Annotated in this window: 20 protein-coding genes; 8 read left to right on the top strand and 12 right to left on the bottom strand. The window is 46.4% G+C overall.

From position 1 onward, the window contains the following. Positions 1 to 8: 8 nt before the first annotated feature. Positions 9 to 740 (top strand): ABC transporter substrate-binding protein, encoded by a 732-nt coding sequence (locus KO518_RS01025; RefSeq protein WP_216023947.1) that lies wholly within the window; start codon positions 9 to 11, stop codon positions 738 to 740. A gap of 78 nt (positions 741 to 818) precedes the next feature. On the opposite strand, the gene KO518_RS01030 is transcribed toward KO518_RS01025, so the two are convergent. From KO518_RS01030 to KO518_RS01040, 3 genes are all read right to left on the bottom strand, one after another. Beyond that, positions 819 to 1,112, bottom strand: coding sequence for a high-potential iron-sulfur protein (locus KO518_RS01030; protein WP_216023948.1), 294 nt, complete (start codon positions 1,110 to 1,112; stop codon positions 819 to 821). 161 nt (positions 1,113 to 1,273) lie between these two features. Next, positions 1,274 to 1,936, bottom strand: coding sequence for a flavin reductase family protein (locus KO518_RS01035; protein ID WP_252735716.1), 663 nt, complete (start codon positions 1,934 to 1,936; stop codon positions 1,274 to 1,276). Beyond that, a complete protein-coding gene (locus tag KO518_RS01040) occupies positions 1,929 to 2,120 on the bottom strand; it encodes a CPXCG motif-containing cysteine-rich protein (RefSeq protein ID WP_216023949.1) in 192 nt (63 codons plus the stop codon). The genes KO518_RS01035 and KO518_RS01040 overlap by 8 nt, the downstream gene beginning before the upstream one ends. 173 nt (positions 2,121 to 2,293) lie before the next feature. Between KO518_RS01040 and KO518_RS01045 the strand changes: the two genes are divergently transcribed. After that, positions 2,294 to 4,438 carry an exonuclease domain-containing protein gene (locus KO518_RS01045; RefSeq protein ID WP_216023950.1) on the top strand — a complete coding sequence of 715 codons (2,145 nt, stop codon included), beginning with the start codon at positions 2,294 to 2,296 and terminating at the stop codon, positions 4,436 to 4,438. On the opposite strand, the gene KO518_RS01050 is transcribed toward KO518_RS01045, so the two are convergent. The 7 genes from KO518_RS01050 to KO518_RS01080 form a co-directional block, all read right to left on the bottom strand. Beyond that, positions 4,422 to 4,847 (bottom strand): hypothetical protein, encoded by a 426-nt coding sequence (locus KO518_RS01050; RefSeq protein ID WP_216023951.1) that lies wholly within the window; start codon positions 4,845 to 4,847, stop codon positions 4,422 to 4,424. The two genes, KO518_RS01045 and KO518_RS01050, sit on opposite strands and share 17 nt — an antisense overlap. A gap of 306 nt (positions 4,848 to 5,153) precedes the next feature. Further along, complete coding sequence (locus KO518_RS01055; protein ID WP_216023952.1) at positions 5,154 to 6,077, bottom strand: hypothetical protein; 924 nt, start codon at positions 6,075 to 6,077, stop codon at positions 5,154 to 5,156. A gap of 297 nt (positions 6,078 to 6,374) precedes the next feature. Continuing rightward, the gene (locus KO518_RS01060) at positions 6,375 to 6,905 is read right to left on the bottom strand and encodes a DUF3750 domain-containing protein (RefSeq protein ID WP_216023953.1); all 531 of its coding nucleotides are present in this window, start codon (positions 6,903 to 6,905) and stop codon (positions 6,375 to 6,377) included. 143 nt (positions 6,906 to 7,048) lie between these two features. Continuing rightward, complete coding sequence (accC, locus tag KO518_RS01065; RefSeq protein ID WP_216023954.1) at positions 7,049 to 8,392, bottom strand: acetyl-CoA carboxylase biotin carboxylase subunit; 1,344 nt, start codon at positions 8,390 to 8,392, stop codon at positions 7,049 to 7,051. Positions 8,393 to 8,405: 13 nt separating this feature from the next. Further along, a complete protein-coding gene (gene accB / locus KO518_RS01070; protein WP_216023955.1) occupies positions 8,406 to 8,861 on the bottom strand; it encodes an acetyl-CoA carboxylase biotin carboxyl carrier protein in 456 nt (151 codons plus the stop codon). A gap of 19 nt (positions 8,862 to 8,880) precedes the next feature. Then, positions 8,881 to 9,312 carry a type II 3-dehydroquinate dehydratase gene (aroQ, locus tag KO518_RS01075; protein WP_216023956.1) on the bottom strand — a complete coding sequence of 144 codons (432 nt, stop codon included), beginning with the start codon at positions 9,310 to 9,312 and terminating at the stop codon, positions 8,881 to 8,883. A 277-nt stretch (positions 9,313 to 9,589) separates the two neighbouring features. Further along, positions 9,590 to 11,392, bottom strand: a complete 1,803-nt coding sequence (locus KO518_RS01080) for a protein-disulfide reductase DsbD (RefSeq protein WP_216023957.1) — start codon at positions 11,390 to 11,392, stop codon at positions 9,590 to 9,592. Between the two features lie 314 nt (positions 11,393 to 11,706). Here KO518_RS01080 and KO518_RS01085 point away from each other — a divergent pair, with 314 nt between their 5' ends. The 3 genes from KO518_RS01085 (at position 11,707) to groL (ending at position 14,440) form a co-directional block, all read left to right on the top strand. Next, positions 11,707 to 12,219 (top strand): FxsA family protein, encoded by a 513-nt coding sequence (locus tag KO518_RS01085; protein ID WP_216023958.1) that lies wholly within the window; start codon positions 11,707 to 11,709, stop codon positions 12,217 to 12,219. A gap of 248 nt (positions 12,220 to 12,467) precedes the next feature. Then, positions 12,468 to 12,758, top strand: a complete 291-nt coding sequence (locus KO518_RS01090; RefSeq protein ID WP_216023959.1) for a co-chaperone GroES — start codon at positions 12,468 to 12,470, stop codon at positions 12,756 to 12,758. Between the two features lie 35 nt (positions 12,759 to 12,793). Then, on the top strand, positions 12,794 to 14,440 hold the full coding sequence (groL, locus tag KO518_RS01095; protein ID WP_216023960.1) for a chaperonin GroEL: 1,647 nt from the start codon (positions 12,794 to 12,796) through the stop codon (positions 14,438 to 14,440). 235 nt (positions 14,441 to 14,675) lie between these two features. On the opposite strand, the gene KO518_RS01100 is transcribed toward groL, so the two are convergent. Next, a complete protein-coding gene (locus tag KO518_RS01100; protein ID WP_216023961.1) occupies positions 14,676 to 15,308 on the bottom strand; it encodes an RpiB/LacA/LacB family sugar-phosphate isomerase in 633 nt (210 codons plus the stop codon). Positions 15,309 to 15,542: 234 nt separating this feature from the next. On the opposite strand from KO518_RS01100, the gene KO518_RS01105 reads away from it, so the two are divergent. Next, positions 15,543 to 15,860: a cupin domain-containing protein gene (locus KO518_RS01105; protein WP_216023962.1), complete on the top strand. Its 318-nt coding sequence runs from the start codon at positions 15,543 to 15,545 to the stop codon at positions 15,858 to 15,860. A gap of 110 nt (positions 15,861 to 15,970) precedes the next feature. Here KO518_RS01105 and KO518_RS01110 read toward each other — a convergent pair whose 3' ends face one another. After that, positions 15,971 to 19,039, bottom strand: coding sequence for a TonB-dependent receptor (locus KO518_RS01110; RefSeq protein WP_216023963.1), 3,069 nt, complete (start codon positions 19,037 to 19,039; stop codon positions 15,971 to 15,973). Between the two features lie 340 nt (positions 19,040 to 19,379). On the opposite strand from KO518_RS01110, the gene KO518_RS01115 reads away from it, so the two are divergent. Both KO518_RS01115 and rhaM read left to right on the top strand, forming a co-directional pair. Further along, positions 19,380 to 20,291 carry a DUF4861 family protein gene (locus tag KO518_RS01115; RefSeq protein WP_216023964.1) on the top strand — a complete coding sequence of 304 codons (912 nt, stop codon included), beginning with the start codon at positions 19,380 to 19,382 and terminating at the stop codon, positions 20,289 to 20,291. Positions 20,292 to 20,294: 3 nt separating this feature from the next. Next, a complete protein-coding gene (gene rhaM, locus KO518_RS01120; protein WP_216023965.1) occupies positions 20,295 to 20,609 on the top strand; it encodes an L-rhamnose mutarotase in 315 nt (104 codons plus the stop codon). Positions 20,610 to 20,730: the final 121 nt, after the last annotated feature.

The following is a 20,730-nucleotide window of genomic DNA, read 5'->3' on the forward strand; positions in this document are numbered from 1 at the left end:
ATAACTTCATGCGTCTTTTAATTATCGTCTTGTTGTGGCTAGCGTGCGTAACCAGCGTTTTCGCTGCTAACCTCGACGTGGTGTCGGGTTGGGACAAGCCGCCATACATTGTAGCCAAAGGAAACACAGGGTTCGAGGTGGAACTTTTGAAAACCATAGCTGCCAACAACGGCCATGACGTGAATTTGATTTATGTTCCCATGGGTCGCACAGTGAGAATGATTAACAGTCAGGAAGCCGATATCGCCCTTTCAATGGGTCGAGGTCACAATGTACCTAAAGCATGGTTGAGTGATGAATACGTGTGTTACCGAAACGTGGTAGCCACATTAAAAGACCGAAACATAAGCATCAACGGATTCAGTGATCTAAATGGTATGACTGTGGTGGGGTTTCAGACCGCTTCGCAGGTATTGGGGATCGGTTTTTTCGATGCAATGAGTGGACACCCGGGTTACTTGGAAATTGCAGACCAGTCACGCCAGGTGAGTATGCTTATGCTAGGGAGTGTGGATGCGATTATTCTGGATATAAACATTTTCAATCAGTTTATTTCTCAGTTGCCCAAAGCGCAGCAAAAAGCCGTGGACATTCACGCGTTATTTCCCCCAAATCGCTACCATGCTGCTATCCCAGACAAAGCACTGCGTGAACAGTTTAATCGCGGCCTTAAAGCGTTAAAAGCCAATGGCGATTATCAGCGTCTTGCCGACCAATTCAACATCGCAGTTGAGCGTTAATCCACACTGGTTTCTTCACATGCTGATACACGTAAGAAGTGGTATCGAAAAACGCTCACATTACTTTGGGGCCTGCGGTTAGTTCGGGCGTTTTACCCAGCCGGAACACCAGCCTTTTGCGTTTACGAGGTGATTAGGGAATAACATGCATGGACGATGTTCATCGCCTTCTTTTCCTTGTACATACATGCAATTTGCGCAGTTAGCTCCTTCCACTGTAGATGATGGCGTGTACTTTAACGCCTGTGCTGCCTGATTTTCTGTCGTAAGGATTTCCTTTGCATGGGCTCGCAGTGCGGCACTGCCCATAGTGAGGCCAATCAGTGTGGTGCCTGACAGCTTCAAAAAGTCTCTTCTTTTCACACCCTTCATACTTTACTCCTAAGCGTAAACGAGAATGATTTATTTTTACCCGGTCTTAAAACGACAAAACCTGCCTCAACGAGACAGGTTTATGCTAACTAAAGGTTATACGACATATCCGCAGTTTTGCCAAATCAATCCACCAGATTATTGATACAGGTTAACTTTTCTTAACTATTGGCAGATAGGCGTTTGGTGGGAGTATCGGGTTTTGCGTAGCTGAGTCTGGCCAGCATTTGTGGCCGGTGATAGGTATCCAAGCCGCTGATACACGCAATATCCATTACTGGTAAGTCAAGCATGCCATCTTCTGCGATAGCATGAGCGTCTACATATACTTCGTCAATCTTACCTACTACCAGTTGCGTATTGTTGCAGTGAATAGGGGTAATTTCCGCAACTTGCAGGCCAATTTTTATTTTGCTCTCGCAGACATAAGGAGCAATGAGACCCTGTGAATACCAAGGTGTAAGTGCCACAGCATCAAATTCGCTGACTTCTTTGGGGTAGCGTGCGGCAGTCTGGTGGGCTTTTTCATACCAGGATGCGTCAATGGCGTTTATTGTGTATTGCCCTGTCTGCTTAATATTTTCCAAGGTATGTCGCGGTACGGTATGAGGTCGTAAGACCATACCGAGAAAAGGAGGATTTGCGCCTATGTGAACTACAGAGCTAATCACGGCGAGATTTTCTATTCTGCCGTCGGTAGTGCCCACCAGGTTTGCACTTTTGTAGCCCGATAGGCAATTGACAAAATTTGACCGCTGCAACTTATCCATTTTCAGCAGATCATCGTGAGTAAAAAAAGCGAAGTCATTGCTGCTATCAATCATTCTCGCGCTCCACGTGCACAGAAAGTGTATCTCCTTCTTCAAGCACCGTCATTTCTATGGGCTGGCAACATATTTGACAGTCCAGAACTTGCATCACATCGATATCGTTAGTTTCGTCAATACCCACTTCATTCGGTTCCATGCAGTAAGGGCAGTGAAATACCATTGGTGTTGTTAAACTCATGAGAACTCCCACGCTGAAATAAGAATAAGTGATTACGTGATTATAGATCGAGCGGATTGATTTCGCGCCATGGCGAGTCAGTTTACAAATGTGCAGCTGAACTGCCGTATTACTTGATTAATTGTCGTGTATAAATATACACTGTTATTGTGTACAGTGTGTCGGCTATATCTATGAGAAAAGCGCTTCCAGCAAAATATTACCTCGATCATTTTCGCGAATTTCTCGCTTTTTTTCGCGGGGCAAATGGCCGTTTACTAGATATTCAAAGCAGGGAATTTATAGGCGATTTTTACGAGTTAACCGAGCCTGAGCAATGTATTATTGCCAGAGCTGCGACAAGAAAATATGGCCTGATCAACCGTACTCATTTTAATTACGACGAAATTCCTCAGCCCCAGGATCAAATAGACTCGCTGATAGCCGATGGTTGGTTTGGCGATATTGCAGAAGCTGCCCGCTGGGACCTGGCAGGCATGCTAACAAAAGCCGATATTGTGCATTGTTTGAACATATGTGGTTGTACCGGTTTTTCAAACAACGAGAAAAAAGCAGCGCTAATAAACTTGCTGTTTCGGCAGGTGGCGATATCGGGCTGGCCTGAGGAACTGCAAATTGAGCAATACCTCTACTGTCGCTTCGACCCTGTGATCCGTTTTTTACTCTTATTATATTTTGGTAATACCAAAGGTCGACTGAATCAGTTCTCCATGCGTGATTTGGGAATCATGCGGACTCGGGGGAATGCCAGTGACGATGAAACCCGTTTCGATTCAAAAGACGATGCCCAAGCGGCGTTTTTCTATGCTTATGGCGAAGAACGGCTGGCGTTTATGGACGTAAATGAAATTATTGATCAAGCGGATGAACCCTTGCCCCTGGCGGAGTCGGTAATTAGTCAGCATTATGCGCAGAAATACTGTTTAAAGGTTGCTGCGGTATTACTCAAGGAAAAACCGCAACAAGGTCTCCACTTTCTCCAGCGTGCTCCCGGAGAGCTGTGCAAAGAGAAGTGGGTTCGGGAAGCCTATAAAGACGGGCAAAAAGAAGCGGTCAGGGCGGAACTGGAAGCCATTATTTCCTCCCCATCTTCTGATGGCTTACTCGCATTTGCAGAAGATTTTTATCAACGAAAATTCCATAAAAAGCGCACTAGTGTAGTAACTGATATGTTGCGCAATGCGGCGCGCTCACTCAGCTTAGATGAAAGGTACAACCAGTCTGTTGAGCAGGGTGTTATGGCGTGGTACAAGCGCCAGGGCATATCATCATGGCGAACAGAGAACCGGTTGTGGCGAAGTTTGTTTGCCCTTACCTTCTGGACGCCTCTGTTTGAAAAGGATACCCCCGTTACCGAGTTTGACAGCCGGCCCAAAACGTTAAAAAACAATACGTTTTACGATGTGTTTAAGGACGAAATAGAGCTCATTCTCACGACGTGCATTGACAGTGAGCAGTTGATGAAACACGTTACCGCCGTAGCGGCTGCGCATTACGGGGAGGGAAACAGTTTGTTCCTGTGGGGAGCGGGATTACTCGAGCCGATAAAAGCGCTTCTAGCGTATGCTGATTTTGATTGCGTTGTAGCATTGCTGCGCGTGATGGCCCAGGACTTTTCCCACTGTCGTGACGGGTTTCCCGATATTATGGTATGTGAAAATGGAAAGCTGCGTTTCGAGGAAGTGAAAGCGCCCGGCGATCAACTGCGGAGAAATCAGCTGGTAACCATCCAGAAAATGCAGCAGTGTGGGTTTGATGTGCAGATAACCCAGGTGGCGTGGTGCCGGGACCCTGACCAACCTTATGTTGTGGTTGACATTGAAACCACTGGGGGTAACAGTCAGTTTCACCGCATAACAGAAGTGGGAATGGTGAAATTAGTGAGAGGCGAGGTGGTTGACGAGTGGCAATCGCTGGTTAACCCAGGTCGCCATATTCCTTCGGCTATCACACGCTTAACCGGAATTACCAACGACATGGTTGCCAATGCCCCCACTTTTGCCGACCTGGCTCAGGAAATTGAATGTTTTACTGAAGGGGCCATTTTCGTTGCGCACAATGTGAACTTTGACTATGGTTTCATTAAGCAGGAGTTTGCCAGACTTGAGCAAACTTTTAAGCGTCCAAAGCTCTGCACAGTGAGGGAATCACGTAAAGCGCACCCGGGCTTACCATCCTATTCACTTGCAGCGTTAACCGCACATTTCAATATCGATATGCAACAACATCACCGCGCGCTCTCAGATGCTAAAGCGGCGGCACAATTGTTATTGCTGGCCCAGCAGAGCCAGCCCCAGAGGCTTAAGGTTCAGGTTTAAGCGTGGCAAAAGAAAGCAATACTGATAACAGGGCTCTACGCCATTCGATGTTATTGGATTTACTGTCGTACGTGTTGGTAGCGACGTGTTGTAAAATATCGGCGTGGCGCTGATAAGCAATGCTGGCAGAACGGACTTGCTGCACACTGACAAGGAGTTGTTCGATCATCATTTCCCCTTGGTCACGATTTTTTTGTACATACATAGCGAGGGATTCGTAAATAAACGCCACCCAACTGGCTTTGACTTGGGTAAGATATTGCTCAGGGTTGCGGGCTAATAAGGTAATATCTTCTTTGAAAGCAGCGTCGCTCACTCCACCGGAAAATAAAATGCGAAGGGCCAAAAGTACATCGAAATTTAATCGCGAAAGCTGAGCCATTTGTTGGCTTTTTAGTTGCTTAGGCATAATGGCTGATTTTACCCCCCTTTAAGGTGTAGTACATAGATTGTTCTAACTGGCAGACACATACATCACTATTGCATAATTTCCACCAATATTACCAACGAATAGACACAAGACCAATGCTCGAAAGGCAGTATATGTAAGCGATAAACTCAGCGCAAAAGCCGTGGAGCGTTTCCAGGTAAAAGACTCTATTACAAACACTTAATGGTTACTTGTGAACGTTACAAAGTAAAAATACGTAAAGAGTTGGCACTGTAGAAGTGTACGCGTTCTTGCTGTTTGACCCGCTGCACTGGCGGGTCTTTTTTAAAGTGAGTACTTAATGCCAGCTAAAAGTCTCCCCACGCCATTCACAGCGTCAATACGCACGAACCATTCACTATTTTCCCCTAAGAGTAACGCGCTGCTCGCTTCTGCAGAAATACCATGCCCGTAACCCAAAAAATCTTCGGTAAGTTCGGCGCGTAGGCCAAGTTCCTCATCAACATGGGAATAATAGGCGTGATAACAAACCTCTTTTCCCCACAAAACGCTTTCCCCGCTTATGCCCACCACTGCTTTACTACGGGCTTCATCCAGCCTTTGGATCCACTCGAAAAAAATCTCACCGTCAGGGCGCCATGCGTAGCGGTATTCACTGCGAATAAAGTTGCCGCCGGTCATTCGTTCTATACTGATCTCGTAGCTCGCATTGCGACTGATAGTTGCGGAATATTCCAATTCAATATAATCAACACTGCTTGCCAGTTGCAGCGCGCGGTTGGGGCTTTGATTATCCAGTTTACCTACTACCATCTCAAAGGCGTGGTTTTTGTTTACACTTACAACCTGTCTAAGCCCTTCTATCCAGCCGTCCTTAGATAGGCCAGTAGATGAGACCCTGCCTTTATAGGTAGGTATTACTCCGAGTTCGGTTTTTCCCCATCGAGTGGTGTATCGCATGAATAATCTGCGTGGGTACAGGTATTGATTCTGGCCGCTGTGCACGGTGTTATGGCTTGAACTGAAGTCGTCGCCTGTCACCACAAAGCTATGCATACTCCAATTTTCGTTTAACGCAATCTGTGGGTAGTAGCGAAGTCTGTACTGGATACGGTGTTCCTTGTCAGTACGGGCGTCGTATCGCGTTTGAATATCGAGCTTGTGGGCGAAACGCCACTGCGCAGCCATAGCCGATTGGGCGTAAAAAAGCGCACAGACAACAAGGAAAACGGGATGTGATAGATTCATTGGTGAACATCGAGTGCTTTATATGAGCAATATACGCGAGGTGTGGGAGAATTGAACAATTTTAGTTAAAAAAAAGCCAGCCTAAGGCTGGCAAAGGAACGTAATGGAGGAGGACTCCATGAAGGAAATACAAGCCGTAGGGAAACAGCTTTGAGGATTTAACTGCATCGGGAGAGATGCGAATGCCACCGCAGTGGCACTTTGAAACTGAGGTAAGTATAGTCCTGACCATTTGGTCGGGAAAACAGTTAAAAGTGATTACTGAAATCGGTTTTTTAGAACAATTGACAGGGAAGGTTAATCGGCAAAGCCGGCGCCAATAGCGCTAAATGGCATTTTTAGTTCCAACTCAGGCACTTGTACTCCTACCCACGCCGGAAAAGTATTGCTGTTAGGACCGGGGAACAAGGTGTATTCATTGGCCCAGGGGTAATTCGAAATAGCATTTTTTACTTTAGGGATAAGTGATTTTGCCTTTTCTCCGGTAACAGAGAGCACTTTTTCTGGTTTAGCACCATACCAATATCTATCCGGTGTGGCGGTGGTGTATGATTTTAACGCCGGCAAGCCCTGATTAACCCGCCATCCTACAACTTCATATACGGTATACAAGGTTTCGTTTTCTTCCTTGAGGGCTATCCAGGTGTGTACGGCAAACCATCCCCGCCAGCTAAAAGCGTCCGCGGCATACACTTCAATAACCGGCGCTGAAAACTCCGAAGGGTCAAAAGCAATACCAGCGGGTTCACGGGAGGCGGTGCGCCAGTCCTGATTTGAACAGGCAGAGAAAAACAACACTGAAGCGGTGGTGATCAATAGTCGGAACATGGCGCAGATATGTACGGGTTATTTAAATTCTGTATATCGGAAAAATACAGTCGTTGTGCAGTAAATAACGACCACTGACCAATATTCGAGACAAAACAGAAGGAAAAACACCCGCGAGCAGGTGTTTTCAATCCTTGGGTGTACTACGCCATGCCGAGTTTCTTTTCTAGGTAGTGGATGTTCGTTCCACCAGCAAAGAAATTCTCGTCGGCCATAATACGGCGTTGCAGAGGAATATTAGTTTTAATACCTTCCACCACAATTTCTTCGAGCGCATGTCGCATACGGGCGATGGCCTCATCACGACTTTCGCCGTAAGTGATGAGCTTACCAATCATAGAGTCATAGTACGGTGGAACCGTATAACCCGCATAAATATGAGATTCCCAACGCACACCTAAACCACCTGGCGAGTGGAACATGTTGATGAGTCCCGGACTGGGTATAAAGGTATCTGGGTCTTCTGCATTAATACGGCATTCGATGGCGTGGCCGCGGATCTGAACCTGGGATTGATCTACTGACAATGGCTGACCGCCGGCAATGCGCAATTGTTCTTTGATGAGATCGACACCCGTGATCATTTCTGAAACAGGGTGCTCAACCTGAATACGGGTATTCATTTCTATGAAATAGAATTCGCCGTTTTCGTAAAGAAATTCGAATGTGCCCGCACCGCGGTAACCAATTTCAACACAGGCGCGACAACAGCGCTCACCAATTTTGTTGCGCATTTGCTCAGAAATTCCAGGCGCAGGCGCTTCTTCTACCACTTTTTGGTGACGGCGTTGCATTGAGCAATCACGTTCACCTAAATGAATGGCGTTACCCTGACCGTCTGACAACACTTGAATTTCCACGTGACGAGGGTTTTCAAGGAATTTTTCCATGTAAACTACCGGGTTACCAAATGCCGCTCCAGCTTCTGCCTGGGTGGTTGCTATTGCGTTAATGAGTTCTTTCTCACTGCGCACAACACGCATACCTCGTCCACCACCGCCACCGGCTGCTTTCACGATAATCGGGTAACCAATGCGCTTTGCAATGGACTTGTTGCGTTCTTCGTCGTCGGTAAGTGGGCCATCAGAACCGGGTACGCATGGGACGCCGGCTTTCTTCATTGCGTTAATGGCAGACACCTTGTCACCCATTAAGTTGATAGTTTCTGCCCGTGGGCCTACGAAAACAAAGCCGCTTTTTTCCACCGCTTCAGCAAAATCTGCGTTTTCTGCAAGGAAGCCGTAACCAGGGTGAATAGCAATAGAGTTGGTGACTTCCGCTGCCGCAATAATGCGCGGAATATTTAGGTAACTTTCCGTAGCAGAGGCGCCGCCAATACAGATGGATTCATCTGCCAGCAACACGTGCTTTAGATTTCTGTCCGCGGTGGAATGCACTGCAACGGTTTTGATGCCTAACTCTTTACAGGCACGCAAAATGCGCAATGCGATTTCACCACGGTTAGCAATAAGTACTTTATCTAACATAGCTACCGCCCAATTATTCGATGATGAACAGTGGCTGGTCGAATTCTACCGGCTCCTGATTCTCAACCAGAATGGCTTTTACCACACCGGCTTTGTCTGCTTCGATCTGGTTCATCATTTTCATGGCTTCAACGATACACAGTGTATCGCCAACGTTTACTGACTGACCTACTTCAACAAAAGACTTGGCAGTAGGTGACGATGCACGGTAGAAGGTGCCAACCATAGGTGACTTAACCTGGTGTCCGGTAGGCGTGTCGTCTACTTCAGCCTCTGCCACTGGCGCGGGGGCTGCTACTGGTGCAGGAGCTGGCGCCGGCGCGGCGAGGTTGTAGTGCATAGGGGCAGCGGCGGCACCAGAAGGACCGCGGTGAATACGTACAGACTCCTCTCCTTCAGTGATTTCCAGTTCGGCAATACCGGATTCTTCCACTAATTCGATGAGTTTTTTAATTTTTCTAATATCCATTGTCGTTTCTCGTTTTAATTCAGCTTTTGAAATTAAGCGCTGCTGTTAGCGCCAGTTCATATCCTATGGCGCCTAAACCAAGGATGACACCTGCAGCAACGTCAGAAAGGTAAGAGTGATGGCGAAACGGCTCTCGCGCATGCACATTGGATAAATGCACTTCAATAAAAGGAATGCTCACGCTTAGCAGTGCATCGCGCAGCGCAACACTGGTATGCGTCAACGCACCAGGGTTGATAATAATAGCGTCGGCATTACCCATTGCATCGTGAATACGGTTGATGAGTTCGTGTTCGGCATTTGATTGAAAATGACTCAGCGTCGCGCCCGCCTCTCCGGCTTTAGTGACCAGATTGTCGACGATGTCCTGTAGCGTTTGGTAACCATAAGTTTCTGGTTCACGCTTGCCTAACATATTTAGGTTAGGGCCATTCAATAATAAAATTTCCATAAACTTGCTGCTATCTTTCTTAAAATGAATGCTTATTCAGCATTTCAACAAAAAATACGTCTGGTTGCACGAAAATTCAACGGTAAATTGCGCTGTTTCACCAATTTGTAATGGGATTATAGATAATTGTGGAGTTTTCGCAGCAAAATACTGGTCTAATCAGGGGAAATGCCAGCAAGTTTTTGAGCAGAATTTGTAAAAGTCGCATCGTGCGACGTTAGTTCTTGTCACTGTGCACGTCCCAAAGGACGTGCAGCGAACAATGTCGTAAGAGATACTAGTTTTTCAGGGCTTGGGTAACATGTGTAGCAAAGGGTTCGGCTTTCATAAATCCGGTCACTCTTGCGGAGCTAATTTCCTCACCTGAGGTGTTGAAAAACAAAATTGTTGGTAGGCCAAGAACGTCAAACTCTTCCTGAAAAACCATATTTGTTGGGGTGTTGTCGGTTAAATCTATTTGCATCCATACAGTGTCAGACAGCGCGTCAATCACCTTAGGATCAGGGAAGGTGTATTTTTCAAACTCTTTACACGCCACACACCAGTCTGCGTAGAGATCAACCATCACGGTTTTCCCTTTGGCATTGGCCGCTGTCAGCTTGGCTTTTAAATCGGCTAAATCTTTTACCACCAGAAAATCAGGATGGGCCCTTGCTGTGGCGCTGTGTTGCGCAGTTACGGGTGAATCAAACAGCGTAACATAACCCACCATGGCACTAGCGAAAAGCCCCAGGGTGATGATAAATGTGCGCACACCTTTGAAGAAGCTTGCAGCCGTGGGCTGGTTCATCACGCTGTAGTAGGAGAATGTAGCCAAACCTAGTGCTGCCCACATCAAATCGGTGTAATCGGCACGCCACATACGTTCGACAAAAATAATCGCCACTGCCAGCATCATAAAGCCGAAACTCACTTTCACCACATTCATCCAGTTGCCAGCTTTAGGTAACAGTTTACCGCCGGTCATACCAAATAGGATAAGTGGAATGCCCATGCCAATACTTAGCACATACAGGGAAATAAAGCCCAGTGTCATGTCGCCGGTTTGCGCGATAAACAGCAGGATTCCGGTGAGCGGTGCGGTGGTACATGGCGAGGCAACCAATCCCGACAAGACGCCCATGACGAATACGCCTATCATTTTGCCCCGTTTTTGGTGGTTGCTCACATCGTTAAGTTTGCTTTGCCAGGAGGAAGGCAACTGGATTTCATAAGCGCCAAACATGGCTAGGGCCAGGGCGACAAACAATACAGTGAAAATAATCAGAATAACCGGGTGTTGCAGCGCAGCCTGAAACTGCACGCCTGCTGACGCGACAACCAACCCGAGCAATGAATAGGTGATGGCCATTCCCTGCACATACACAAAACTCAACGAGAATGCCCGTGACAAGCTGACGCCCTTGCCCTGACCCAGTACAATGCCAGACAGAATAGGGTACATGGGAAAGACACAAGGGGTGAACGCCAGGCCTATACCCAATGCAAGAAAGAGCAACAGCGTAATATATAGGTTGTCTTTGTCGGCTAATCTGGCCGCCAGGTTAAATTGCTCAGACTGAACCGCTTTGTCTTCAGCGCTTTCTGAGTTTGCGACAATAGCATTCTCGGTGTCTGTAGTTTTGCCTACAGCGGAAAGATAGATGACCTTTACCGTAGGCGGGTAACACAAACCGGCATCCGCACACCCTTGAAAACGCACTTTTACGGCGCCGTCTTCTTCCGCATTGAGCACTGGTACGGTAAACGATACCTGATCGTAATACACGTCGGTTAAACCGAAAAACTCATCCTCTTTTTTCAGCGCAGATGGAAAATCCGGCTCTCCTAAAGTGACGTTTTTGGCCACGAGTTTGAATTGATGCTTATACAAGTAGTAGGCTTCAGCAATATCAAAGATGATAACTAGTTCGTCGTTGTTTTGCTGAAAATCGAATGAAAACGCTTCATCAACAGGAAGAAACTCGGGTTCCTCCTGTTCAAAGACCGGCGCGGTGTTCACGTTGGGTATTTGCGCCGCTGATGACACGGTAAACAGCAATAATAAAAAAGTGGCCACCAGGGTGGAGAAGTTCGTCATGTAAATAATGCCTCGGGTAACGGAAACGCTAACGGTTCTGCCTCGTGAATAATAGCAAGTTTAAAGCGATGTTGTACCGCGTTAGGGGAATCACAGCATCACCGAGAAAAACAGACCGCGCTATTGGATCTATTCTTTCAGATTTCACCGCTAATCACGAACACTCCGTCGTGAAAAGCCGGTGTCCTGACCTGTGTACTCAAGGACATTTGTTGTAATCAAAGGAAATTGCCCCATTAATAACGATAGCGACATGGTCGAATACACCTGTAGCAGCGTAGCTATTATAACCAATCAGACAGACGAGGTTTGTTTTGCGTATCTTATTTCTACTGTTCGCCATTATGCCCATTATTGAAATTGCCCTGTTGGTAAAAGTAGGTGGCATAATTGGCGGATGGAATACTATCGGTATTGTGTTGCTCACCGCTTTTATCGGTGCCTACTTCGTGCGTAGGGAAGGCGTCAGCACCTTACAAACGGCGCAAGCAAAAATGCAGCGTGGAGAGATGCCTGGTAAAGAGTTGATTGATGGACTCATGCTTGCAGTTGCCGGGGTATTAATGGTGACGCCTGGCTTTGTTACCGATATTTTTGGCATTTTGCTTGTGATGCCCGGAACACGCCATGGCATTGCAGCATTTGTAACCAAACACATGAAAATGCGTGCTGTAACCACGGCAACTTTCCATCAGCAGGGCTTTGGTCAACACAGTCCCTTTGATGGTGGGCGAGAACCCAAACACGCCCGGGGCGATGTGTTTGAAGGTCAATACACAGACAAATCGTCTGACGGTGAAAGCCGCCAATTGAATGAGCGGGACTGAGGAATCCTTTCTCGCCCAAAAAAATTATTTTGACGTCAATTATTTACGATACCACTCTGGCAAAAATAAAAAAATTTGCATTTTTTTCACTTAATCCCCTTGAAGTTACAGGGGGACTCCCCCATTTATCCTCGCAGAACACGATTTGAAGTCGTTAACCCGGCTTCTATTAACAGTAAATGGCGTACATAAGACCGTGCGTCCTATATAACTAACACTTGATAGTTGGATTTTCAGGAGACTTGAAAATGGCAATTCGTCCTTTACACGACCGCGTAATCCTTAAGCGCGCTGAACAAGAAACCAAATCAGCGGGTGGTATTGTGCTTACCGGTTCTGCAGCAGAAAAATCTACTCGCGGCGAAGTTATCGCTGTTGGCAATGGCCGTATCTTGGACAACGGCGACGTTAAAGCTCTGGACGTTAAAGTAGGCGATACCGTTATTTTCAACGACGGTTACGGCGTAAAAACCGAAAAGCTGGATGGTGAAGAAGTGCTTATCCTGAGTGAAAGCGACATTCTGGCAATCGTTGAGTAATCGATCGTTTAACTGAATTTAGAGGAATTTACATTATGGCAGCTAAAGAAGTACGTTTTGGTGATGACGCCCGCACAAAAATGCTCAAAGGCGTTAACGTTCTTGCAAACGCAGTAAAAGTAACATTGGGTCCTAAAGGCCGTAACGTAGTACTGGATAAGTCATTCGGTGCACCTACCATTACCAAAGATGGTGTATCTGTAGCCAAAGAAATCGAGCTGGAAGACAAGTTCGAAAACATGGGCGCACAGATGGTGAAAGAAGTGGCGTCTAAAGCGAACGACGAAGCTGGTGACGGTACCACGACAGCGACGGTTCTTGCGCAAGCTATCGTAACTGAAGGCTTGAAGTCTGTTGCTGCGGGTATGAACCCAATGGATCTGAAGCGCGGTATCGACAAAGCCGTTATCGCTGCTGTTGAAGAACTGAAAGCGCTGTCTACTGACTGTGCTGACAGCAAATCTATTGCCCAGGTAGGTACTATTTCTGCGAATACTGATGCAGAAGTGGGTGACATCATTGCCAAAGCAATGGAAAAAGTAGGTAAAGAAGGCGTTATCACTGTAGAAGAAGGTCAGGCTCTGCAAAACGAGCTGGACGTGGTTGAGGGTATGCAGTTCGACCGTGGTTACCTGTCTCCTTACTTCATTAACAATCAGGAAAACGGCACTGTAGAATTAGACAGCCCGTACATCCTGTTAGTTGACAAAAAGATCTCTAACATCCGCGAATTGCTGCCTACTTTGGAAGGCGTTGCAAAAGCCGGTAAGCCACTGATGATCATTGCTGAAGATGTTGAAGGCGAAGCGCTGGCTACCTTGGTTGTGAACAACATGCGCGGTATTGTGAAAGTGGCTGCTGTTAAAGCACCTGGTTTCGGTGACCGTCGTAAAGCAATGTTACAAGACATCGCTGTTCTGACAGGCGGTACCGTTATCTCTGAAGAGATTGGGCTGGACCTTGAGAAAGTACAGCTGGAAGATTTGGGTACTGCTAAGCGCGTTGTTATCAATAAGGACAACACCACTGTTGTTGACGGTAACGGTGAAGAAGCAGCTATCGAAGGCCGTTGTGCGCAAATCAAAGGTCAAATCGAAGAATCTACTTCAGATTACGACAAAGAAAAACTTCAGGAACGTCTGGCTAAGCTGTCCGGCGGTGTTGCAGTAATCAAGGTTGGTGCTGCTACTGAAGTTGAAATGAAAGAGAAGAAAGACCGCGTAGAAGACGCCCTCCACGCTACCCGTGCTGCGGTAGAAGAAGGTGTGGTACCTGGTGGTGGTGTTGCTCTGGTTCGCGCAGCTGCGAAACTTGCTGATCTGACTGGCGACAACGAAGACCAAACTCACGGTATCAAACTGGCTTTACGTGCGATGGAAGCGCCTTTGCGCCAAATCTCTATCAACTCAGGTGCAGAAGCGTCTGTTGTTGTTAACGAAATTAAGAACGGTTCTGGCAACTACGGTTACAACGCTGGCAATGACACCTACGGTGACATGCTGGAAATGGGTATTCTTGACCCAACTAAAGTAACCCGTTCAGCGTTGCAATTCGCAGCGTCTATCGCCTCGCTGATGATCACCACAGAAGCGATGGTAGCTGAACTGCCAAAGGATGACGCACCTGCCGCACCTGATATGGGTGGCATGGGCGGAATGGGCGGCATGGGCGGCATGATGTAATCAAAGCTGCTCTCGTCTAGTCCTTGTAAATCAATGATTTACGTTGGTTGTATGCATTAAAGTAGACACAAATACAGACATTGATGTAGGACAGAAAAGAAGCCAAAAGAAAGGCGTTGAGTTTAGACTCAGCGCCTTTTTTGTTCTTACATGTTCGCGTATTTGTCGGGTTTGTGGCGAAGGGTGTATTATGCCGCAGGCTTAAAGCCGTTTAGAGGCCCTTTGCGTTTCGTGGCTATAGTGACAAGACGTAGGACTTTATCTCTTCGTCCTTGCTATTTTCAACTAAACACTGCCGAAAACGTTCGCCCGAAACCGCGACTTTAACCAGTGCTGGATCCATTTTTTTCAGGGTGTCAACGTAATTCTCACAGGCTAGAGCGGCTTTTAGATCTGCAAGAATACCTGCGTTCTTCACCTGGGGTTCCCGTCGTTCTACTGGATATCCCGCTCCCCTTTCGCCTGTTAGCGCTTTCTCAAATATATAGCGTGCATTCAACTCGGCGCCCCAGCCAAACCCTTTTGCAAACGGCAGTGCCAGAGCATTGCCATTGTTAACCTGGTTGAATAGGAAAGCATCAGAAGGGTCGATGCAATAACCACAAAAGACACCTGGCTGCGCATTTAATGCCATTAGAGCGCCTTGCCCTGTACCACAGCCTGCAAACACAAAGTCAACAGCCCCCGCGTTTATCAGTACGCCGGCCATAATGCCTAAATGCACATAGGTAAGGTGATGATCGTCCTCACTGTTCATCCCAACGTTATACACATTGTGACCAAGTGAATCAGACACTGATTCTAACTCTTTTAGTATTATGGGGTTCTTTGCCGCTTGGCTGTTTTCCATCATCAAAGCTATATTCATGTTCGCTCCTGATTTATATTGAAATGTTTTGATACTATAGCATCTTTTGGCATCATTAATAAGCACGTAAGTACGTGTGATTTGCCCGCAAAAGTTCTCGGTGGCTAGTCTCAATAAACAGTTTTTTGTCTGATAGCCTTATCTGACTTGTCGTGATAAATTATGATTGTATTTTGTTGATTGTGTTCGGTTTGTTTTTGGGAATATCAGATTGTAGAAAGGAGAGAAAGCGCTATGTCAGAAAAAGTTGGCGTTATTGAAGATATGGGTAATGGTATTAAGAGGCAAATCTTGGCGTATAACGAAGACGCTATGGCTGTTAAAGTGTGGTTCGAAAAAGGCGCCGAGGGCTATGTTCATAGCCATCGTCATACGCAAATAACCTATTGTGAAGAAGGGGAGTTTAACTTTGCGATTAACGGTAAATTGAAGGTGTTGAAAGCAGGTGATAGTTGCATTATTCCTCCCAATGTTGAACACGGTACAACAACTGAAACCGGCGGCATTCTAATCGATATGTTCAGTCCTATGAGAGAGGATTTCCTGTCGTAGGTTCCTCTGAGCAAACACTCGTTTAACACGATGACCACACTAATCTTCACGTGAAAAAGGCCTCTTAAACTGCGCTTTGAGAGGCCTTTGTATTTATCGGATGTTTTGCGCTACAACTTCGCCGTTACTCCCATGATAATACGCCTGTCTGTAAGCCCTTGTTCGCACAGCAATGCGCCTTCATTGACGCACCACTGTGTCCGGTCTTCCCGAAGTAAGTTGATGCCTTCCAGCCCTACCGTGAACGTGTCGTTGATATCGTAGCTCACACTCATGTTAAGTTGGGCTCGATCATCCACGATCCGCGGCATATCAAAACTAATCAAGTCGCCGGTTTTAAAGGCGGAACGCCAAGTGTATCTTGCACGCACGCTCAAATCGTATTTGTCATAAAAAACCGTAATGTTATAGGCGTTTTGAGAGAGGTCTTCTAATTCAATGCGTTCTTCAACGATGTCATCAGCCAGCGTAGCGGTCGATTGATTTGCATCCGTTCTTCCCAACAATTTGTTGAGGGCGTTACCGTCACCCGTTGCAGCGCGGAACGTTTCTATGCCCGCCCCTGCCTCTTGATAAGTATAATTTGCAATCACACCAAAACCCGATGCCCAGCCTAATTCGTCTTCATAGTCGGACAGGTCGTGTTGGAATGCGATCTCAACCCCCGTTTGCGTTTCTTCATTGGGCAGGTTAATTGTGGTTTGAAGAGGAACACAAATTCCCGTTCCAGGTACAGATGACCACACATTTCTGTCAGTTACTGTGGGGTTCCATATCCCGCCACCTTCACAAGGGGGGGTAATATCTCGCTCGATCTGACCATTGTCACCAATGGGCTCTTCCGGATTGTCTCGCACGGCAGCGAATATGTCAGTTCGTTCTTTATGGAAAAAGCCGACACTGACAAAGCTTGAATCTGAAAAATAGTACTCAGCAGACAAGTCGTAAGACAGGACTTCCTCAGGTGTTAAAGCCGGATTTCCGACATTGACAGCGGAGCCGGCACCACCTGGGAAATTTATAGAAGTAGAGAGGTTGTTGAAGTTTGGTCTGCGTATGTCTTTTGCGATACCCGCACGAATAACGACATCATCAACGACTTCAGCGGCGAGGCTGAATCTTGGAAGGTAGTAGTCATATGATGCTTTTTCTTCCCGAAGACCTGTTACTTCACCATTCTCTATATTATTTCCCACAGACGTTATTTCAGTGTCAACGTAGCGGAGACCTACGTTCCCTCGAATCGGAATATCCTTCACATAAAAGTAAAAGTCGCCTTGAAGATAGAGGGCAGTGGTTTCTTCTTCTATATCAAAGAACGAATCGAGTTGGAGTTCGGGTTCCGACAAGGTCGGATAGCCTTCGGTAATGTTACCGTTTGCAATCTGAATCGCGTTATTTTCAACAATCGCTGCGTTGATGGTGTCCAGTACTTGATCTGGATTAGAAAAGGATAAATCGCGGTTAACCGTTAAATAGTCAGCGATGTATAGCCTACGTCCATCTGCGTCGTTAAAGTTAGATGGCCCCGCAGAAACAACATCAGCAAAGAGGTCTGCAGTGGGTCTGAAGAATGCCAAATTAGGATTAGAGAAATTTGACGCTGTATTTATATCGTTACTTTCTGCTTTATTTTTATTCCATCTTACCCCCGCTTTAATTCCAGAAAAATAAGGATTCAGATCGGAAATATCGTAATCACCATCAATTCGAAAAGCTGTTTCCGAATTTTCTTGTGTACTTCTGCCAACCCCCACGTTTTGCAGCGCGTAATTTGAAGGCGTCAACAAATCTGTTGAAGAAGGGCCAAATTCGGCATCGTGCGCTATGCCAAACTGCAACACTCGTCCTGATGCATCAAATTCGATTGGCACGCCGTTGTCGATGCTTAACCCTTCACTGGGTTGTGGTCCGTGTGGATTTATAAAATCCAGGGTCGTATTTAACCGAGGAAACGTGGAATCTGAGCTCGAATAGGACACTTCACCGCTTAGTGCTAGTCGATCGAGCATCAGGTCAAACCCCGTCGCAAACACGTCACTGTCGGTGACTCGGGAGCCAGTAATGCTGCTGGTACGCAGGTTGGGATCTATATTATTGTTGTTGCTATCTACCCCCACACCAAGAGTGCCTGATAATACGGCTTGTACTTCGCCTAATACCAGTGGTCCGTTTGGCCCGTCTATTGTGCCTAAATCAATGGTTTCAAATGCGGTATTGTTCGTATTGTCGACAACGGCGGAGCCGCCGGTACCAGAAATAAAGGCGCGAGAGCTTTTTTGTGCCCGCTCTTGACGGTTGATCGTGGCATCAAAATAGAACTTCAGGTTATCTACGGGTTCAAATTCTACTGAACCGGTGAAATTTTTGGTCTCGTATTCATAGCGGGATATTACTTGATCGAGGAATTGTGTCCTTAAAAATGGAAAGGACTCTGCACTTGCTCGCCCTGAGTCAGGCAGAACCTCTCTGTCTCTATCAAAACGAGGATCAAAAGAAGCGACCTGTTGTTCTGCGTAACTGCCAGTAAGTACAACGCCTACACGTCCAAATTTTGTATCGACGTTGTCCCCGAATGTAGCGGAAAACCGGGGCGATGTCGCGTCAGCCAAGTCACTGTTCTCGGCCTGGGCACGGACAGACAATACGCGTTCGTCTAAACTTAGACCTCTCAGGGTCCTTAAATTAATGGTTCCCCCTACTGAGCCCTCAATCGTTTCTGCAGAAGGTACTTTAATAACTTCAAGGGAAGAGATAAGCGCTGCTGGCAAATCGTCAAAACTGATACCAGAACGGCCATTGCCACTGCCTACTGTTGAAACGCCATTAATTTCTACGCGGTTAGCGTTTGTGCCGCGAATTTGCACACCTGTTCCTACTCCTGCAGTACGGTCGATCTGAACACCGGTAACATTTTCCAGCACTTCGGCCAAATTCTGATCTGGGAGCTTTCCAATGTCCTCGGCTTGAATGACTTCTTTAATACTATCAGCCGAACGTTTTTCAGCGAGAGCACTCGCCAAAGCGCTTTTAATACCGCGAACTTCGATGACTTCAGTGTCTTGTTGCGTATTTTCCTCTGAGCGTACTTCTTGCGCAGAGGCATTGAGAGGTGAACAGGCAATAGCAGAAGAGACTGCGATAGCCAATTGCAGTTTTTTGGTGTTTAACGTTGACATTTGCTCCTCCTAGAACAATCACAACCAATCATTTCCGCGACACGATAGATCATAAGTTAATCATTATCAATAATTTTGTTAAGTTGAGGTAAAGTTAGTGTTTCCGCATAATTCCCTGCGCTAACTAGTAAAATTCTTTTATATTATGTATTTGCCATGGTCTTACTAAAAAACAAAACAGCTCGAAAAAATGAACTCATTGCATATTAAGTCAATATGGTGCAATATCACTCATATGTTGTCATTGTGGTGATATTGCGCTATGCGCTGCGTACTGGAAATGATGCCGTGTAAAACGGCCTTTGTTATTTGGCGCATCGTCAAATTCGGGAGATGATGAATGATGAAATACAAGCAGACTTATTACGCTTTTACCGTAATGCTCGCGGTTGCAAGTACGCTGGGGTGTTCTTCAGAAACCCATGTAAATCCATCAAGAGAGTCGACAGGGGTACAGAAAGAAGTAAAAGCTTACGCTAAATTTGTACCGCAACGGCGTGATGATTTTGCGTGGGAAAACGATAAGGTAGCATTTCGGGTTTATGGCCCGGCGGCTCCATTGGCAGGCCACGCAAGTGGTGTAGATGCCTGGCTAAAAAAAGTTGACTATTCCATTATAGACAAGTGGTATGAAATGCATTTCAACGGCCTGTCCTATCATCAGGATAGGGGAGAGGGATATGACCCTTACCACACAGGTATCAGCCGGGGAGTTGGTGGGTCTGCAGTTTGGATAAATGACACGCCGTATTACGGTCATAATTTTACGCGCTACGAAATCCATCAAAACAACAGTGAAGAGGTTAAATTTACGCTCTATTACGAATTTGAAACACCGCTGGGTAAGGTAGAGGAAGAAAAACGCGTTGCGCTGGCGTTGGGTTCTAACCTTTATCACGTGGAGTCTAGGTTCTTGTTAAACGGGTCACCGGCATCAATCCCAATCGCTATCGGTGTAGCGACGCACGACGAGAAAGCATCTGTATATCACAACGCTCAAGCAGGCTGGATTGCTGCTTGGGAAATGATCGACGGCAAGGGGTTGGGAACAGGAGCCCTTGTCGAGCCATCCAGAATATCCAGCATTGAGCACAAGCCTTCAGAGAACAAGGACGAAAGTCATATTTGGATAATTACCCAGACTTCAGCAGATGGTTTGTTAAGCTATTACGCAGGGTTCGCTTGGGAAGGTGCTGAAGAAATTACCACGATAGAACAGTGGAAACATTACTTAAATACCTTCGGAAGTTAAACAATGGAAAAAATCGCGTTTGTCATGACACTCAAACCTGGGTTTGAGAACGAATACAAAAAACGTCACGATGAAATATGGCCGGAGCTAGTTGACGAACTGAAAATGGCTGGTGTATCTGATTACAGCATTTTTCACGAAGCTAGCTCAAATAAACTCTTTGCGGTACTAAAGCGAGAACCGTCTCATACTATGGACACATTGCCTGCCAACCCGGTGGTAAAAAAATGGTGGGCGTACATGGCCGACATTATGGATACACATGAGAGTAATGAACCTGTGACGACCGATCTTAAAATGATGTTTCACTTAGAATAATTCTACTTTCAACGCAAAAATACGCACTGGTGTCAGTCTAACAATTCCAAAGACACCGGCGCGATGCATACCATCCTCTCTGGAAAGTAGGCTTCGTTTAAACACTTCAGTACACGGCAGA

The organism is Aestuariibacter sp. A3R04 (assembly GCF_018860805.1).
Lineage (GTDB): Bacteria > Pseudomonadota > Gammaproteobacteria > Enterobacterales > Alteromonadaceae > Alteromonas.

Excerpts from the sequence above, each read along its gene's own strand:
- KO518_RS01110 (WP_216023963.1), bottom strand. The coding sequence starts at position 19,039 with ATGTCAACGTTAAACACCAAAAAACTGCAATTGGCTATCGCAGTCTCT.
- KO518_RS01115 (WP_216023964.1), top strand. The coding sequence starts at position 19,380 with ATGATGAAATACAAGCAGACTTATTACGCTTTTACCGTAATGCTCGCG.
- KO518_RS01025 (WP_216023947.1), top strand. The coding sequence starts at position 9 with ATGCGTCTTTTAATTATCGTCTTGTTGTGGCTAGCGTGCGTAACCAGC.
- accB (WP_216023955.1), bottom strand. The coding sequence starts at position 8,861 with ATGGATATTAGAAAAATTAAAAAACTCATCGAATTAGTGGAAGAATCC.
- KO518_RS01040 (WP_216023949.1), bottom strand. The coding sequence starts at position 2,120 with ATGAGTTTAACAACACCAATGGTATTTCACTGCCCTTACTGCATGGAA.
- KO518_RS01080 (WP_216023957.1), bottom strand. The coding sequence starts at position 11,392 with ATGACGAACTTCTCCACCCTGGTGGCCACTTTTTTATTATTGCTGTTT.
- KO518_RS01050 (WP_216023951.1), bottom strand. The coding sequence starts at position 4,847 with ATGCCTAAGCAACTAAAAAGCCAACAAATGGCTCAGCTTTCGCGATTA.
- KO518_RS01055 (WP_216023952.1), bottom strand. The coding sequence starts at position 6,077 with ATGAATCTATCACATCCCGTTTTCCTTGTTGTCTGTGCGCTTTTTTAC.
- KO518_RS01045 (WP_216023950.1), top strand. The coding sequence starts at position 2,294 with ATGAGAAAAGCGCTTCCAGCAAAATATTACCTCGATCATTTTCGCGAA.
- KO518_RS01035 (WP_252735716.1), bottom strand. The coding sequence starts at position 1,936 with ATGATTGATAGCAGCAATGACTTCGCTTTTTTTACTCACGATGATCTG.
- KO518_RS01105 (WP_216023962.1), top strand. The coding sequence starts at position 15,543 with ATGTCAGAAAAAGTTGGCGTTATTGAAGATATGGGTAATGGTATTAAG.
- KO518_RS01030 (WP_216023948.1), bottom strand. The coding sequence starts at position 1,112 with ATGAAGGGTGTGAAAAGAAGAGACTTTTTGAAGCTGTCAGGCACCACA.
- accC (WP_216023954.1), bottom strand. The coding sequence starts at position 8,392 with ATGTTAGATAAAGTACTTATTGCTAACCGTGGTGAAATCGCATTGCGC.
- groL (WP_216023960.1), top strand. The coding sequence starts at position 12,794 with ATGGCAGCTAAAGAAGTACGTTTTGGTGATGACGCCCGCACAAAAATG.
- KO518_RS01060 (WP_216023953.1), bottom strand. The coding sequence starts at position 6,905 with ATGTTCCGACTATTGATCACCACCGCTTCAGTGTTGTTTTTCTCTGCC.
- rhaM (WP_216023965.1), top strand. The coding sequence starts at position 20,295 with ATGGAAAAAATCGCGTTTGTCATGACACTCAAACCTGGGTTTGAGAAC.
- KO518_RS01090 (WP_216023959.1), top strand. The coding sequence starts at position 12,468 with ATGGCAATTCGTCCTTTACACGACCGCGTAATCCTTAAGCGCGCTGAA.
- KO518_RS01100 (WP_216023961.1), bottom strand. The coding sequence starts at position 15,308 with ATGAATATAGCTTTGATGATGGAAAACAGCCAAGCGGCAAAGAACCCC.
- aroQ (WP_216023956.1), bottom strand. The coding sequence starts at position 9,312 with ATGGAAATTTTATTATTGAATGGCCCTAACCTAAATATGTTAGGCAAG.